This is a genomic window from Streptomyces sp. Root1304 (assembly GCF_001426405.1).
GTDB lineage: Bacteria > Actinomycetota > Actinomycetes > Streptomycetales > Streptomycetaceae > Streptomyces.
Genome location: NZ_LMEP01000012.1, coordinates 41,789 through 57,893 on the forward strand (window position 1 = coordinate 41,789; position 16,105 = coordinate 57,893).

Below are 16,105 nucleotides of genomic sequence, written 5' to 3' on the forward strand. Positions count from 1 at the left end.
GGCCGTCCTACTTCACCGCGCCCGCCATCACCCCCGTCGTGAACTGGCGCTGGAACGCGAAGAAGACCACCAGCGGCACCACCATCGACACGAACGCCCCCGGCGCCAGCACGTCCACGTTGTTGCCGAACTGCCGTACCTGCTGCTGGAGCGCCACCGTGATCGGCGGCGACTGCGAGTCCGCGAAGATCAGCGCGATCAGCATGTCGTTCCACACCCACAGGAACTGGAAGATCCCCAGCGAGGCGATGGCCGGACCGCCCAGCGGCAGCACCACCCGGGTGAACAGCCGCACCTCGCCCGCCCCGTCGAGCCGCGCCGCCTCAAGGAGTTCGCGGGGGATCTCCGCGAAGAAGTTCCGCAGCAGGAAGATCGCGAACGGCAGCCCGAACGCCGTGTGGAAGAGCACCACCCCGAGCGTCGTCTCGAACAGCCCCACCGCGCCGAAGAGCTTCGACACCGGGACCAGCGCCACCTGCACCGGGACCACGAGCAGGGCCACCACGCCCAGGAACCACCAGTCCCGCCCCGGGAACTCCAGCCACGCGAACGCGTACCCGGCGAACGAGCCGAGGACGAGCACCAGCAGCGTCGCCGGGACCGTGATCAGGACGGTCGAGAGGAGGGAGCCGGTGATCGTCTCGTTCGCGAGCAGCCGCCCGTAGTTCTCGGTGGTCAGCTCGGCGGGGGCGGTGAACACCCGCCACCAGCCGCTCGCCGCGATGTCCGAGGGCGAGCGGAGCGAGGAGAGCAGCAGCCCCACCGTCGGCAGCAGCCAGAACAGCCCGGCCAGGAGGAGGAACACGCGGACCGCGCCGCCGGCCGTGCGGGCGGCGATCCGGGCGACGAGCGACGGCCTCACCGGCGGTTCTCCCTTCGGATGCGGCGGATGTTGACCGCCATGACCGGCAGGACGAGGAGGAGCAGGACGACGGCGATGGCCGAGCCGACCCCGAGGTCGGCGTCCGTGCCGAAGGACGAGCGGTACAGCTGGAGCGCGAGCACGTTCGCGTCGTCCTGGGCCGAGCCCGGCGCGATGACGAAGACCAGGTCGAAGACCTTCAACACGTTGATCATCAGCGTGACCAGCACGACCACGAGGACCGGCGCGAGCAGCGGCACCGTGATCCGGCGGAACACCTGCCACTCGTTCGCCCCGTCCACCCGCGCCGCTTCCAGCAGTTCGCGCGGCACCGCGGCCAGCCCCGCGCCGATCAGTACCATCGCGAACCCGGCCCACATCCACACGTACGCCCCGATGACCGCCGGGGTGACGAGCGTGGGGCCCAGCCACTCCACCCCGTCGTACTGCTCCCGGAAGTTGCTCGCCGGCAGCCGGAGTACGGCCCCGTCCGCGCGGTCGGCGGGCAGGCTGAAGGTGCCGTCGGCCGCCGCCGTGGTCCGGGCGACCACCTCGCCGTCCCGTACGGCCTCGATCCGCAGCCCCGCGAGCCCCAGCTCGGCCGGGTCGACGGCGTTCGGCCGCCCGCCGCCGCCCCGGGTGAAGTCCAGCCAGGCCGTCCCCGCGACGGTGCCCGGGGCCGGCGGCCGCTCCAGGGCCGGGCGCGCGCCCTTCGGCATCTGCCCCGGCGCCACCCCGATCAGCGGAAGCCGTACGGGCTCCCCGGCGCGCACCGGCACCTTGGTGACGAAGGCGCCGTCCCCGGTGGCCTTCAGCGGATGCACCGGCAGCGGCCGGGCGCGCGGGAAGCCGGACGACTCGGCGAAGGTGTCGTGCACCCCGACCCATACGGCGTTGGCGACCCCCCGGTCCGGGTCCTGCTCGTACACCAGCCGGAAGATGATCCCGGCGGCCAGCATCGAGATCGCCATCGGCATGAAGACGACCAGCTTGAACGCCGTGCCCCAGCGCACCCGTTCGGTGAGCACGGCGAATATCAGACCGAGTGCCGTCGCCACCGCCGGGGCGACGACCAGCCAGATCAGGTTGTTACGGACGGCGGTGCGCAGCGAGTCGTCGGTGACGAGGGAGAGGTAGTTGTCCAGGCCGACGAAGCCGTCGCCCGAGCGGTCGAAGAGCGAGCGCTGGACGGAGTACCCGATCGGGTAGACGACCAGCGCGCCGAGCAGGAGCAGGGCGGGCAGCAGGAACCCCGCGGCGACCGTGCGGCTCCTGCCGTTGCCGCGGACGCGGGTCCGGCCGTGGCCGCGGGTGCGGTTCCTGCCGTTGCCGCTCTTCCTGCCGTCGTCACGGGTGCGGGCCGTTTTCGGCATCCCGGGACCTCAGCCCTTCGCCGCGGCCCGGTACGCCTTCTCCGCGTCCTGCTCCAGGCGCGCCTGCGTCCCGGCGACGTCCTTCGGGTTCTTCAGGAAGTCCTGGAGCGCCTTCCACTCGCCCTTGCCCGGCGTCCCGCCGAAGGACTGCGGCATCTGGTCCGACATGTCGAAGCGGAAGGTGTCGCCGGAGTCGATGAGCGCCTTCGCGATCTCGCGCTGGACGTCGTTCGGGTACGCCGCCGGGTCCAGGTTCTTGTTGGGGGAGAGGAACCCGCCCTCGGCGGCCCAGATCTTCGCCGCCTCCGGGGAGGCGAGGAAGGCGAGCAGCGCCTGTGCGCCCTTGGTGTCCTTCAGGGCCACGGCCGCGTCGCCGGCCGTCACGACGGGGGAGGTGCCGGCGTCACCGACCTTCGGGAAGGGGAAGACCTTCGCGTCCGTACCGATCTTCGCCTTCGTCTGGGCGATGTTGACGGCGGCGAAGTCGCCCTCGAAGACCATCGCCCCCTTGGGCTGGTCGCCGCCCGTGAACGTCTGGGTGACCGAGACCGGGTACTCGGTCTGCAGGGCGCCGTTCGTGCCGCCCGCGAGCAGCGCCGGCTTGCCGAAGAGTTCGGCGAGCGTCGTCAGGGCCGCCGTGACGGACGGGTCCGTCCACTTGATCGTGTGCTTCGCCAGCTGGTCGTACTTCTCCGGGCCGGCCTGCGAGAGGTAGACGTTCTCGAACCAGTCGGTGAGGGTCCAGCCGTCCGCGCCGCCCACCGAGACGGGGGTGACACCGGAGGCGGAGATCGTCTCGGCGGTGCCGAGGAACTCCTTCCAGGTCTTCGGCTCGGCGGCGCCCGCGTTGTCGAAGACGGCGGAGTTGTACCAGACCAGGGATTTGTTGGCGGCCTTGAAGTAGACCCCGTACTGGGTGCCGTCGACCGCGCCGAGCTCCTGCCAGCCGCGCGAGTAGTTCGCGGCCAGCGCCGCCTCGGCCTCCGGGCCGACCGGCTTCAGCCACTTCTGCGCGGCGGCCTGCTGGATCGCGCCCACCTGCGGGAGCATCGCCACGTCCGGCGGTGCGCCGCCCGCGATCTTCGTCCCGAGGAAGTTCACGATCGGGTCCTGGGCGGGCACGAACGTGACGGTCGCGCCTGTCCGCTTCTCGAACTCCTTCAGGACCTTGGTGAAGTTCTCCTGCTCGGGGCCCGTCCAGACGGCGGCGACCTCGATCTTCTCGCCCTTGAGGGGGAGGGTGCGGTCGGGTCCGGATTCCGGGTCCTTCGAGGTGTCGCCGCCGCAGCCCGCCAGGGCGAGTGCGGCCAGCGCCGTGAACGCCGTGAGCGTCACCGCGGCCTTGCGTGGACGAAGAGTTGTACGCATCGCTGCCCCGTCTCTCCCGTGCGCGTCGCTGTCCCGTGCCGACAGGTCTACGCCGGGGTGGCGGGCCCCGCAATACCGCCTTCCGTGTCAAGTGGGCGATCGTGACGCCCTCGTGACGTTGCGTCAGGTGGGGGCGGCGGGGCGGGTGGGGCCGGCGTGGCGTGCGGGGGCGACGTTCCGTCAGGCGTGGGTGGCGGGGGTGAGGGGCGGCACCGGGGTCGCCTCCACCGAGCGGGCGGCCCGGTCGAGCGCGCTCGCGAGGAGGGCCAGGTCCGTCGGTCCGTTGCCCAGCTCACGGACCGGGCGACGGGTCGGCGGATCGCCCATCCGCTCCCACTCCAGCGGGACGACCGTCGGCCGGAGCGTCGCCGTCCGGGGGATCCGGCCGGTGACGCGACCGCCCTGGAAGGGGGTCACCCGGCCGTCCGGGTGCCCGAGGCGCCCGCGCCCGGGAGCGGGGACGTCCGGCCCGGCGGTCGCCGGGGGCGCGTCGAGCACGATGCGCAGCCGGGCCCCGTGGGCGAGTTCGGTGTCGGAGGTGCGGTCCGGGCGGGCCGAGGTCGCGACCAGGTGCACCCCGAGCCGCTCGCCGTTGCGCGCGACGGCCTCCAGCGCCCGTACGACCGAACCGGCGGCGGGCCGGCCGGGGGCGCCGAGCGCGGGGGCGACGAGCGCGTCGAAGTCGTCGACGAGCACGATGAGACGGGGCAGGTGGCCGGGTGCGGCGGCGGCCCTGGCGGGAGCCGAATCGCCGTGGGCGGGCGCGGGAATCCGCGCCCCGGTGTCGTCACCCGCGGACCGGGCGCCGCGAGCGCCGTCCCCGAACCGGAGGGTCCGGGTGCTGGGGCGGTCGCCGAGGTCGGCGTCTACGGTCCGGAAGGTGCGGCTGCTCGGGCGGTCGCCGAGGTCGCTGTCTCCGGGGCGGGGGACGCGGCTGCTGGGGCGGTCGCCGAGGTCGCCGTCGCCGGTCCGGAGGGTGCGGCTGCTCGGGCGGTCGTCCAGCGGGCCGCCGTCGCGGCGCGGCAGCCGTCCGCTGGGTGTGTCCGCGAGGTAGGCGTCGCCGCCTCCCTGCCGGGACCGGGCGCCGGACCGCTCGTCGGCCGCGCCGTCCACGGCCCGGGGCACACGGCCGCTGGGATGGTCGGTGAGGTCCCCGGCGCCGGGGTGGGCGCTCCGGGCGCTCGGTGGGCCCGCGAGGTCGTCCGCGCCGGTCCGGGAGACCCGGCCGCCGGGCCGGCCGCCGACATCGCCCGCGCCCGGGTAGGCGCTCCGGGCGCTGGGCGGGCCCGCGAGGTCGTCCGCGCCGGTCCGGGGCACGCGCCCGCTGGGCCGGCCGCCGAGGTCGTCCTCGTTCGTGCGGAGGGTGCGGCCGCTCGTACGGCTCCGGACGTCGTCGGAGGACGAGTACGTGATCCGGCCGCTCGGGCGTCCGCCCAGGTCGTCCGCGCCGGGGTACGGCGTACGCCCGCTCGCCCGTCCTTCGACGTCCCCGGGGTACGGCGTCCGGCCGCTCCTCGCACTGGGCAGGGAGCCGATCGTGCCGTCGCCGGTGCGGAGCGTCCGGCTGCTCGGGCGGTCGGTGAGATCACCCGGGTACGGGGTCCGGCCGCTGCCCCTGCCGTCGATGTCGGTGGGGTACGGCGTCCGGCCGCTGCCCCTGCCGTCGATGTCCGTCGGGTACGGCGTCCGGCCGCTCGGGTCCTCCGGGTCCGGGACGCGGACCGTCGCCCGCGCGCCCCTCGGTACCGACTCCGCCGCGCTCGGGGTCCGCTGGCCGATCATCCGGTCCGCGGCGGCGGGCGCCGCGCGCGAACCCCGGCGGTCGGCGAAGTGGGCGTCGCCCAGCAGCTCCGCCCGGCGCTTCAGCTCCGCGCCGAGCGCCTGCGCGAACTCCCGCATCCGCACCGGGTCCGAGGCGACCAGGTGCTCGGTGACGTGCGGCAGCTCCGTACAGGCCGCGAGGCCTTCGCCGCGCTCGCCGCCCGCCCCGTCCACCAGGAGCAGGCCGAGCCGGTCGGGCCGGCCGCCGGCCGCGAGGGACGCGGCGATCGACCGGAGCAGTTCGGTGCGCCCGCTGCCCGCGGGGCCCTCGATCAGCAGGTGCGGCCCCTCCTGGGTGAGGTCCACGGCGAGCGGCCCCCGGGGACCCGCGCCCAGGACGACCGTGCCGTCCCCGGCGGAGGCCCAGCGGGCCATCAGGGAGGCGGGGGTGGCGCGGGCGAGCCCGAGCTCGTCGAGGAGCCGGGCCTTGGGCGGCAGCGCGGAGGCGCGGGCGCCGGGCGCCGCCGCCGTGTCCGTGCGCAGCGGGGCCAGCGCGCGCCCGAAGCGGTCGGCCCAGGCGACGGACACCGCGTCGACCACGCCGACGGTGCCGTGGCCCGCGACGCGCCCGCCGGATGTCCTGAGCAGCCGCAGCGCCGTCGCCACGTCACCGCTGAGCAGCGCGGCGGCCCCGCACTCGCGGAACGCGAGTGAGCCGGCGCACGCCGTCTCGTACGTGGCCGCCACCGGGGACACCGGGGAGGCGGAGGGCGCCTCGGCGAGGCACAGCAGGTGGATCCCGGCGGCGGCGCCGGCGCCGGCCAGCCGCGCCACCGTCTCGCGGAGCGCCGCCGAACCGGGGTCGCCGTCCACGACCACGACCGTGGCCGGACCCTCGTGACGGGCGGCGGCCTCGGCGACGGCCGCACGGTCGGCACTGGGCCAGCCGGGGCCGAGGGGGCCGTCGTCGAGCCGCCGGGTCAGCTCCGCCGTACGGGCCTGGGCCTGCTCGCGGTCGTACGCCAGGAGCAGCCGGGCGTCCTGGCCGTGCGCGGGCCGGACGTGCGGGAGCCAGCCGAGCCAGCCCCAGGCCCGGCGCCGCTCGTCCAGCGAGCGGTTCCGGTCGGCGCTGATCAGCACGATCTCCAGCTCGGCGGGGGAGTGCAGGGCGGCGAGCTGGGCGACGACGGACCGGGCGAGCCCGGCGAGCCGGTCGGCGGGACCGGCGAGGCCCAGCGAGCCCGCCTCGCGCAGCCCCACGGTGACCGGTACGCCCGACAGCTCGGCGCGGTCCGTGGTGCCGAGCCGGACCACCAGGGCCTCGGGGTGGTCGGGGCCGCGCTCCCAGAGCCGGGGGCCGGGGCCGAGGGCGGTCAGCAGGACGGTGGCCGGGTCGGGCCAGGTGTCCGCCGCCGCTACGGACGCCGGGGCGTCGGAACGCGCGCCCGCGCCCGTACGCGTGCCCGCGCCGTGCCGGGCTCCGGCGTGGGTGTCCGGGACGGCCCGGGTGTCGGCGGCGGGGGCCGGGAACTCCTCGCGCCCGCCCGCCAGTCGGCGGGCCCACGCGCCGAGACCGCGCTTGCCGCTGCCGCGGGCGGAGGCCGCGTCCTGGTTCCGGTCCGTCGGCGCGCCGCCTCTGGACCGGCCGCTCCGGTCGTGGTGCGTGCCGTCCTCGTGGCCGGCGCGGCCGTCGTGGGCGTCTCCCGCGTGCGCGTGGCCGGGGGAGCCGCCGTAGGGGGTCTCGTACCGATCCTCGTCGCGCGCGTACGCGCCGTCGGCCGGGCCGCCGAGAGCGACGCCCCGCGCGCCGCCGTGCGTGCTGTCGTCCGCGCTTCGTCCGCGAGCACGGCCGGACGCGCCCGCGTGGCCGGTCCGCTCCGGTCCGTCCGCGCCGCGTGCGACCCGCAGATGGCCCTCGCCGTCCGGGGCCGTCGCCCTCGCGTCCGTACCGTCGAGGCCGTCGCCGGGGCCGGTCAGACGGAGGGCGGATTCGCCGAGGCGGAGCAGCGCGCCGGGGCGGAAGCGCACCGGGCGCTCGCCGACGGGCACGCCGTCGAGGGTGGTGCCGTTGGTCGAGCCCCGGTCGGCGACGGTGACCCGGCCGTCCTCGCCGACGGTCACCGTGCAGTGGGCGCGGGAGACGTCCGGGTCGTCGAGCGGCACGTCGGCGTCGACGGAACGGCCGATTCTGATCGGTCCGCCGTGCAGCAGATGCACCCCGCCCGCGTCCGGGCCCGCCACCACGTGCAGTCGGGCGGAGGCCGTCTCGCGGACGCGCTCGTCGGGGCCGGGGACCTGGAGGGAGAGGACCGCGCCGTCGACGAGCGGGGGCTCGCCGAGCACGCAGCGCCGGTTGTCGAGCCGCTCCGCGCCCGCGTAGAGCACGGTCGTGCCCGAGGCCGAGGTGTCGGGGCCCGTGACGGCGGCCGCCAGGTTCGAGGCCACGGCGGAGAGCGCCGTCCCGGCGGGGGCCGTGACGAGCACGTCGCAGGCGCGCCCGGCGCCGTGGCCGGCGTACGGCGCGAGGACGGTCAGCCGGATCTGCATCGCCGTCAGCGGTCCCTTCTGCGCGAGATGCCGGCAGGGGAACCGCCCTGTGTCTCCCCCCACCCGGCACGGACGCGTCGTCCGGTACAGGTCGGCACGGCGCGGGGCTCCCGACCCCATCGATGCGACGTGCTGTGTGCATCCTCGCACCTGCCACCGACAACCCGCCCCCGGGTCGGCCGGAAGTGATCTTGAATGGTCGGCTGTGGACGCAAAAGTGCCTGCTTGAGCATGCCTTCGGAACATGCCCGGCAACCATCGCCGCCCCGGAAGCGTCTTCTTCCGGACAGAACGCCTGACGGAACCCGGACAGAACGCCCGGCGGCAGGAACACCGGCACGACCGGCGGAGGGCCCGCCGCGAAGCCCGCCGGATCCCCGACGGGACCCTTACGCGCTCCGGGGACACTTCCGGCACGGCCTTCGGGAAACGGCCTGTGGACGACCGGCCTGTACCCCGTTCGGCGGCACTAAAGTGGGTCGGACACCCGGACGGGTCACAACAGAGGACAGGGACCCAGGGAACACCTCCGGTACACCCCAGGACCACGATCAGCAGGGAGCGCGTGACGTGCGGCCTATCGGCAGCAAGTACCTGCTCGAGGAGCCGCTCGGCCGCGGCGCCACGGGCACCGTCTGGCGAGCCCGCCAGCGGGAGACGGCGGGCGCCGAGGCGGCCGTGGCCGGCCAGCCCGGCGAGACCGTCGCGATCAAGGTCCTCAAGGAGGAGCTGGCCAACGACGCGGACATCGTGATGCGCTTCCTGCGCGAGCGGTCCGTGCTGCTCCGGCTGACCCACCCGAACATCGTGCGCACCCGCGACCTGGTCGTCGAGGGCGATGTCCTCGCCCTCGTCATGGACCTCGTCGAGGGCCCCGACCTGCACCGGTACATCCGGGAGAGCGGACCGCTCACCCCGGTCGCCGCCGCCCTCCTGACCGCGCAGATCGCCGACGCGCTCGCCGCCAGCCACGCCGACGGCGTCGTCCACCGCGACCTGAAGCCGGCCAACGTGCTGCTCGCCGAGCAGGGCGGCCAGATGCACCCGATGCTGACGGACTTCGGCATCGCGCGCCTCGCGGACTCCCCGGGCCTGACCCGCACCCACGAGTTCGTCGGCACGCCCGCGTACGTGGCGCCCGAGTCCGCCGAGGGCCGCCCGCAGACCTCCGCCGTCGACATCTACGGCGCGGGCATCCTGCTCTACGAGCTGGTCACCGGCCGCCCCCCGTTCGCCGGCGGCACCGCCCTCGAAGTGCTGCACCGGCACCTCAGCGAGGAGCCCCGCCGCCCCTCGACCGTGCCCGGACCCCTGTGGACGGTCATAGAGCGCTGCCTCAGCAAGGACCCCGACCGGCGGCCGAGCGCGGAGAACCTCGCGCGCGGGCTGCGCACGGTCGCCGCGGGCATCGGCGTGCACGCGACTCCCGCCCAGATCGAGGCGGCGGAGGGCGTCGGAGCCCTCCTCGCCCCCGACCCGGCGCCCGCGCCGGTCCCCGGGACCCCGGAGCAGGCCCCGGGCGCGGCCGACCCCACCCAGGTGCTGCCCACCGGCGCCGCCGCCGCGGGGATGCCGCCGCAGTACGACCCCGCCGGCGCGACCAGCGTCCTGCCGGCCGGCGGCCCCATGGCCGGCGCCGACCCGACGGCCGTCATGCCCCCCGTACCGCCGGGCCCCCCGCAGGGCGCGGCGTCCGAGGAACCGCACCCCTGGCAGAGCCAGCTGCGCGCGGCCCGCGACCGCAACGAGCAGACGCAGGTCCAGTACCTGGACCCGAGCGAGGACCCGCTGCGCAGGCGCCCGCAGCGCCAGCCGCAGCAGCCGCCGCAGAACCACCAGCAGCCCGGCGCGTACGGGCAGCAGCAGCACGGTCAGCAGCAGCCGCAGCAGTACCAGCAGCAGCGCCCGGCCCAGCAGCGACCCGCGCCCCAGCCGTACCCGCCGCAGCACCAGCCGCAGCAGTACGCCCCGCCGCCCCCGCCCCAGCAGTACGCGGCGCCCCAGCAGCAGTACACCCCGCCGCAGCCGCCGCCCCAGGCCCCGGCGCCGCGCGAGCCGCGCCCGCCGCGTCAGCGCAGCGCCAACCCCGTGCGGATCCCCGGCCTCGGCTGCCTCAAGGGCTGCCTGATCATGATCGTCCTGTTCGTGGTCGCGGGCTGGCTCGTCTGGGAACTGACCCCGCTCCAGGACTGGGTCGCCCAGGGCAAGGGCTACTGGGAGGCCATCGGCGACGGCATCACGACCGTGACCGACTGGATCTCCTCGATCGGCGAAGCGACCGGTTCCGGGGGTACTACCGGCGGTACGGGACAGTAATACTGCCGATTTATCGACTTCCGAGGGGTGAATTCCCCTCGGAAGTGACGTCCGGCGGCCGTGGACGCGTAACTTTGCACGCGAACCGCAGCCGCTGAGGGAGCAGTCTTGGCACGGAACATCGGCAGCCGCTACACCACCCACCAGATCCTCGGGCGGGGCAGCGCCGGAACGGTGTGGCTCGGCGAGGGCCCCGAGGGGCCCGTCGCCGTCAAACTGCTGCGCGAGGACCTGGCCTCCGACCAGGAACTCGTCGGCCGCTTCGTCCAGGAACGGACCGCCCTGCTCGGCCTCGACCACCCCCGGGTGGTCAAGGTCCGCGACCTCGTCGTCGACGGCAACGACCTGGCCCTCGTCATGGACCTGGTCCGCGGCACGGACCTGCGCACCCGGCTCGACCGGGAGCGGCGCCTCGCCCCCGAGGCGGCCGTCGCGATCGTCGCGGACGTCGCCGACGCCCTCGCCGCGGCGCACGCCGCCGGGGTCGTCCACCGGGACGTCAAGCCGGAGAACATCCTGCTCGACATGGAGGGCCCGCTCGGACCCGGCGGCGCCCACCCCGCGCTCCTCACCGACTTCGGCGTCGCCAAGCTGATCGACACCCCCGGCCGCACCAAGGCCACCCGGATCATCGGCACCCCCGACTACCTCGCCCCCGAGATCGTCGAGGGCCTCCCGCCGCGCGCCGCCGTCGACATCTACGCGCTCGCGACCGTCCTCTACGAGCTCCTCGCCGGCTTCACCCCGTTCGGCGGCGGCCACCCCGGCGCCGTCCTGCGCCGCCACGTCACCGAGACCGTCGTCCCGCTGCCCGGCATCCCCGAGGAGCTGTGGCAGCTGATCGTGCAGTGCCTCGCGAAGGCCCCGGCCTCCCGGCTGCGCGCCTCCGAACTGGCCGCCCGCCTCAAGGACGTGCTGCCGCTGCTCAAGGGCATCCCGCCGCTCGACGTGGACGAGCCGGACGCGGAACCGGCGCCGGAGCCGTACGAGGAGGACACCTACGCCACCGGCACGGGGAGCGGCGAGCCCGGCCCGCGCCGGGCCGCCGTCCCGCTGGTCCCCGGCGCCTCCGCCGACTCCAACCGCGACACCCACACCTCGATGCGGGTGCCCGCGCCCGACGAACTGTCCGGCGGACCCCTCGGCACCGCCCGCGCCCCGCGCCCCGCGGGGGCCCGGCGCCCCGGCTCGGCCCGCCACAAGGCGGGCGCGGTCCGCAAGAGACGGATCACCCTCGGCGTCGCGGCGGTCGTCGTGGCCGGCGCGCTCGGCGTGGGCGGTTACCTCGCGGTCTCCGGGGACGCGGACGCGCCGCCGCAGGACCCGAAGCAGTCCTCCCGGCCGTAGCACGCGTCACGGGCCCCTCACGGCCCCCCTCATGGCCAAAGGTTCGGCTCCAGGCCCGGAGCCGTTACGCTGGACGCGTGGCAGTCGTCGATGTATCCGAAGAGCTGAAGTCCCTCTCCTCGACCATGGGGTCGATCGAGGCCGTCCTGGACCTCGAGAAGCTGAGGGCCGACATCGCCGTGCTCGAAGAGCAGGCCGCGGCCCCGTCCCTGTGGGACGACCCGGAGGCGGCGCAGAAGATCACGAGCAAGCTTTCGCACCTCCAGGCCGAGGTCCGCAAGGCCGAGACCCTGCGCGGCCGCATCGACGACCTCGCGGTGCTCTTCGAGCTCGCGGAGGAGATGGACGACCCGGACACCCTCGCCGAGGCCGAGACGGAGCTCGTCTCCGTCCGCAAGGCCCTCGACGAGATGGAGGTCCGTACCCTCCTCTCCGGCGAGTACGACGAGCGCGAGGCCCTGGTCAACATCCGGGCCGAGGCCGGCGGCGTCGACGCCTCCGACTTCGCCGAGCGGCTCCAGCGCATGTACCTGCGCTGGGCGGAGCGCCACGGCTACTCGACCGAGATCTACGAGACCTCGTACGCGGAGGAGGCGGGCATCAAGTCCACCACCTTCGTCGTGAAGGCCCCGTACGCCTACGGCACGCTCTCCGTCGAGCAGGGCACCCACCGCCTGGTCCGCATCTCGCCCTTCGACAACCAGGGGCGTCGCCAGACCTCCTTCGCCGGCGTCGAGATCCTGCCGGTCGTCGAGTCCTCCGACCACGTCGAGATCGACGAGTCCGAGCTGCGCGTCGACGTCTACCGCGCGTCGGGCCCCGGCGGTCAGGGCGTCAACACCACCGACTCGGCCGTGCGCATCACGCACCTCCCGACCGGCATCGTCGTCTCCTGCCAGAACGAGCGCTCGCAGATCCAGAACAAGGCGAGCGCCATGAACGTCCTCCAGGCCAAGCTCCTGGAGCGCCAGCGCCAGGAGGAGCGGGCCAGGATGGACGCCCTCAAGGACAGCGGCAGCTCCTGGGGCAACCAGATGCGCTCGTACGTCCTCCACCCGTACCAGATGGTCAAGGACCTCCGTACGGAGTTCGAGGTCGGCAACCCGCAGGCCGTCCTGGACGGCGAGATCGACGGCTTCCTGGAGGCCGGCATCCGCTGGCGCAAGCAGCAGGACAAGTAGTCCCACGGTCGTTCCGTCCGGGCCCCGCACCTCTCGGTGCGGGGCCCGGCGGCGTTCGGCCGGGTCGCGCGGATTCGCTGACGCAAGCGGATTCGGGGTGGTCGGGGCGCTTTGTCGACAAGGGAACTGCTGTGGTGGGGCCCGGAGTTCTGGGTTTACGTCACAGTTGCATCGTCGTATGTGGGGTACTCCGTGATCTTTCGGGCATCGCACGCGCAACGACCTTGACGCTGCATCGGAAACTCGGAAGGGTGGCGTACTGGCATGCGCATTTCTGGGGCGCGTGCGAACGGGGGCCGGCCCAGTACCGCGGGTGCCGCTCCTGTCGCGTGCCCCGAGCGCTGCCCCATGACGAGATGAGCTACTGGGGGTAGCAGCCAGATGACCAAGCAGATGCGAGTCCGGATCGCGCGCATCGCCGCCGGTGCGGTGATCGCCGCCGGTGCGTCGCTCACCGCGGCGGGTGCGGCGCAGGCCGTGGGCGCCTTCGGCGACGAGCTTCCCAGCCCGAGTGACACCTGCATGCCCGGTGGCACCGGCTGCGAGACGACGCCGCCGCCCACCACCGAGCCTCCGACCACGGAGCCCACGACGGAGCCGCCCACCACGGAGCCGACGACGGAGCCCCCGACCACGGAGCCCACCACCGAGCCTCCGACCACGGAGCCCACGACGGAGCCGCCCACCACGGAGCCGACGACGGAGCCTCCCACCACGGAGCCCACCACCGAGCCGACCACGGAGCCGACGAAGGAGCCCACCAAGGGCCCCAAGCCGACCGCGACGACCGGCCCCGGCCAGACGGACTCGCCCGTCACCCCGGACGAGGACGGCGGCAACACCGACGCCGGTGACCCCGGCACCTGCACCGTCGACCTCGACGGCGCCGAGTGCGTCGACACCGGCAACAGCAACACCGACACCGACAACGCCGGCTCCCAGCCGGTGCAGCAGGGCACGGCCAAGGAGGAGCTCGCCGAGACCGGCGCCGCCGAGACCTCGTTCCTGCTCATCGGCGCCGCGACCATGATCGCCGGCGGCATCGGCTTCCGCATGCTCCCGCGTCTCGTCGCCGGTGGCCGTACCGCCGCCTGAACGAACCGCGTGAGCGCATGACGTACGGCACCTGACGTACGGGCGCACGACGAAGGGCCGGGGACTCCTCCCCGGCCCTTCGTCATGTCTCTCCGGCTCGTGCGGGCCCGCGCGCCGGGCCGCACTGTCCCGCCGGACCGCACCGCGGTCCCGCTAGACCGTGCGGACCGCCGCGAGCAGGGCGAGGGCGGCCAGCAGGGCGATCGCGAGCGTCAGCAGCATCGCGGGCGACGGACCCTGGGGGGTCAGACGCTCCCGGTTCGCGCGGCAGACGGGGCAGCGGCCCTCGGCGACCGGGGCCGCGCAGTTGGCGCACACCAGTCGGTCGTAGGTCATGCGCTCTCCTCCTCACCGCACTGGACTACACACCGGGACAACGCCCGGAGCGGCCCGGACGTTCCCCCTACCACTCTGCCAGCTCGGGGGCGTTTCGGCGCGCCTCGCCGGAACGCCCCGGTTCCACCCCCGAGGGCGAAAAGGATAAACGGCGCAAGCCAGGACCGCGACTGCGCAGGCCTTCCCCGTTCGCGTAAGGTCACGCACACCTACTCCCGGCCGACCGTGGTGCATCCGTGATCCGATTCGACAACGTCTCCAAGTCCTATCCGAAGCAGAGCCGCCCCGCCCTCCGGGATGTCTCCCTGGAGATCGAGAAGGGGGAGTTCGTCTTCCTCGTCGGTTCCTCCGGCTCCGGAAAGTCGACTTTCCTGCGACTGCTCCTGCGTGAGGAGCGTGCCAGCCAGGGCCAGGTGCACGTCCTCGGCAAGGACCTGGCCCGGCTCTCCAACTGGAAGGTGCCGCAGATGCGGCGTCAGCTGGGCACCGTCTTCCAGGACTTCCGCCTGCTGCCCAACAAGACCGTCGCGGAGAACGTGGCCTTCGCCCAGGAAGTCATCGGCAAGCCGCGCGGCGAGATCCGCAAGGCCGTTCCGCAGGTGCTCGACCTGGTGGGCCTCGGCGGCAAGGAGGACCGGATGCCCGGCGAGCTGTCCGGCGGTGAGCAGCAGCGCGTGGCCATCGCCCGCGCCTTCGTCAACCGCCCGATGCTGCTGATCGCCGACGAGCCCACCGGCAACCTCGACCCGCAGACCTCCGTCGGCATCATGAAGCTGCTCGACCGCATCAACAGGACAGGGACCACCGTCGTCATGGCGACCCACGACCAGAACATCGTCGACCAGATGCGCAAGCGCGTCATCGAGCTGGAGAAGGGCCGCCTCGTCCGAGACCAGGCGCGCGGCGTCTACGGATACCAGCACTGAGCAGCTAGGGGACAGAACACACCATGCGCGCTCAGTTCGTGCTCTCCGAGATCGGTGTCGGTCTCCGGCGCAATCTCACGATGACCTTCGCCGTCATCGTCTCCGTGGCCCTTTCGCTCGCCCTCTTCGGCGGCGCGCTGCTCATGCGCGAGCAGGTCAGCACGATGAAGGACTACTGGTACGACAAGGTCAACGTCTCGATCTTCCTCTGCAACAAGACCGACGCCGCCACCGCGCCCAAGTGCGCCAAGGGCGCGGTCACGGCGCAGCAGAAGGAGCAGATCGAGGCCGACCTCAAGAAGATGGACATCGTGGAGGACGTCCACCACGAGTCCGCCGACGAGGCCTTCAAGCACTACAAGGAGCAGTACAGCGACACCGCCATCGCCTCCGTCATCACGCCGGACCAGATGCAGGAGTCGTTCCGGGTCAAGCTCACCGACCCGGAGAAGTACAAGGTGGTCGCCACGGCCTTCGCGGGCCGGGACGGCGTCGAGTCGGTCCAGGACCAGCGGAACATCCTGCAGAACCTCTTCGACCTGATGAACGGCATGAACATCGCCGCCCTCTGCGTCATGGGTCTGATGCTGGTCATCGCGCTGATGCTGATCGTCAACACCGTCCGCGTCTCGGCCTTCAGCCGCCGCCGCGAGACGGGCATCATGCGGCTCGTCGGCGCCTCCAGCTTCTACATCCAGATGCCGTTCATCATGGAGGCCGCCTTCGCCGGACTCCTCGGTGGCGGTGTCGCCTGCGTGATGCTGCTCGTCGGCCGGTACTTCCTGATCGACCACGGCATCGCCCTCGCGGAGAAGATGCAGCTGGTCAACTTCATCGGCTGGGACGCGGTCCTCGCCAAGCTGCCGCTGGTGATCGCCATCGGCCTGCTGATGCCCGCCGTGGCGGCGTTCATCGCGCTGCGCAAGTATTTGAAGGTGTGAGAAGACACCACTGACGGCGGAGGGCGTCGTACGGCCAAAGTCCGTGCGGCGC

The 16,105-nt window shown here is 73.7% G+C and carries 11 protein-coding genes; 6 read left to right on the forward strand and 5 right to left on the reverse strand.

The genetic code is table 11. The annotated features are described in order from the left end of the window. Positions 1-7: 7 nt before the first annotated feature. The 4 genes from ASD33_RS13160 to ASD33_RS13175 all read right to left on the reverse strand — a co-directional run bounded on the left by ASD33_RS13160 (position 8) and on the right by ASD33_RS13175 (position 7,911). Entirely contained in the window at positions 8-862 is an 855-nt protein-coding gene (locus ASD33_RS13160; RefSeq protein ID WP_056558159.1) for a carbohydrate ABC transporter permease, read from the reverse strand. Beyond that, positions 859-2,235 carry a sugar ABC transporter permease gene (locus ASD33_RS13165; protein WP_079044746.1) on the reverse strand — a complete coding sequence of 459 codons (1,377 nt, stop codon included), beginning with the start codon at positions 2,233-2,235 and terminating at the stop codon, positions 859-861. The genes ASD33_RS13160 and ASD33_RS13165 overlap by 4 nt, the downstream gene beginning before the upstream one ends. A gap of 9 nt (positions 2,236-2,244) precedes the next feature. Continuing rightward, the gene (locus ASD33_RS13170; RefSeq protein ID WP_056558161.1) at positions 2,245-3,603 is read right to left on the reverse strand and encodes an ABC transporter substrate-binding protein; all 1,359 of its coding nucleotides are present in this window, start codon (positions 3,601-3,603) and stop codon (positions 2,245-2,247) included. Between the two features lie 180 nt (positions 3,604-3,783). Beyond that, positions 3,784-7,911, reverse strand: a complete 4,128-nt coding sequence (locus ASD33_RS13175; protein ID WP_056558163.1) for an FtsK/SpoIIIE domain-containing protein — start codon at positions 7,909-7,911, stop codon at positions 3,784-3,786. 570 nt (positions 7,912-8,481) lie between these two features. Here ASD33_RS13175 and ASD33_RS13180 point away from each other — a divergent pair. The 4 genes from ASD33_RS13180 (at position 8,482) to ASD33_RS35460 (ending at position 13,850) form a co-directional block, all read left to right on the forward strand. Beyond that, a complete protein-coding gene (locus ASD33_RS13180) occupies positions 8,482-10,227 on the forward strand; it encodes a serine/threonine-protein kinase (RefSeq protein WP_056558165.1) in 1,746 nt (581 codons plus the stop codon). A gap of 108 nt (positions 10,228-10,335) precedes the next feature. Next, positions 10,336-11,574: a serine/threonine-protein kinase gene (locus tag ASD33_RS13185; RefSeq protein WP_056558167.1), complete on the forward strand. Its 1,239-nt coding sequence runs from the start codon at positions 10,336-10,338 to the stop codon at positions 11,572-11,574. Between the two features lie 77 nt (positions 11,575-11,651). Beyond that, the gene (gene prfB, locus ASD33_RS13190; RefSeq protein ID WP_056558169.1) at positions 11,652-12,755 is read left to right on the forward strand and encodes a peptide chain release factor 2; all 1,104 of its coding nucleotides are present in this window, start codon (positions 11,652-11,654) and stop codon (positions 12,753-12,755) included. 381 nt (positions 12,756-13,136) lie between these two features. Next, positions 13,137-13,850: an LPXTG cell wall anchor domain-containing protein gene (locus ASD33_RS35460; RefSeq protein WP_056558170.1), complete on the forward strand. Its 714-nt coding sequence runs from the start codon at positions 13,137-13,139 to the stop codon at positions 13,848-13,850. Positions 13,851-14,003: 153 nt separating this feature from the next. On the opposite strand, the gene ASD33_RS13200 is transcribed toward ASD33_RS35460, so the two are convergent. Next, positions 14,004-14,186 carry a hypothetical protein gene (locus ASD33_RS13200; protein ID WP_056558172.1) on the reverse strand — a complete coding sequence of 61 codons (183 nt, stop codon included), beginning with the start codon at positions 14,184-14,186 and terminating at the stop codon, positions 14,004-14,006. A 236-nt stretch (positions 14,187-14,422) separates the two neighbouring features. On the opposite strand from ASD33_RS13200, the gene ftsE reads away from it, so the two are divergent. Both ftsE and ftsX read left to right on the forward strand, forming a co-directional pair. Beyond that, on the forward strand, positions 14,423-15,112 hold the full coding sequence (ftsE, locus tag ASD33_RS13205) for a cell division ATP-binding protein FtsE (protein WP_030692056.1): 690 nt from the start codon (positions 14,423-14,425) through the stop codon (positions 15,110-15,112). 23 nt (positions 15,113-15,135) lie between these two features. Further along, positions 15,136-16,053 (forward strand): permease-like cell division protein FtsX, encoded by a 918-nt coding sequence (gene ftsX / locus ASD33_RS13210; protein WP_056558174.1) that lies wholly within the window; start codon positions 15,136-15,138, stop codon positions 16,051-16,053. Positions 16,054-16,105: the final 52 nt, after the last annotated feature.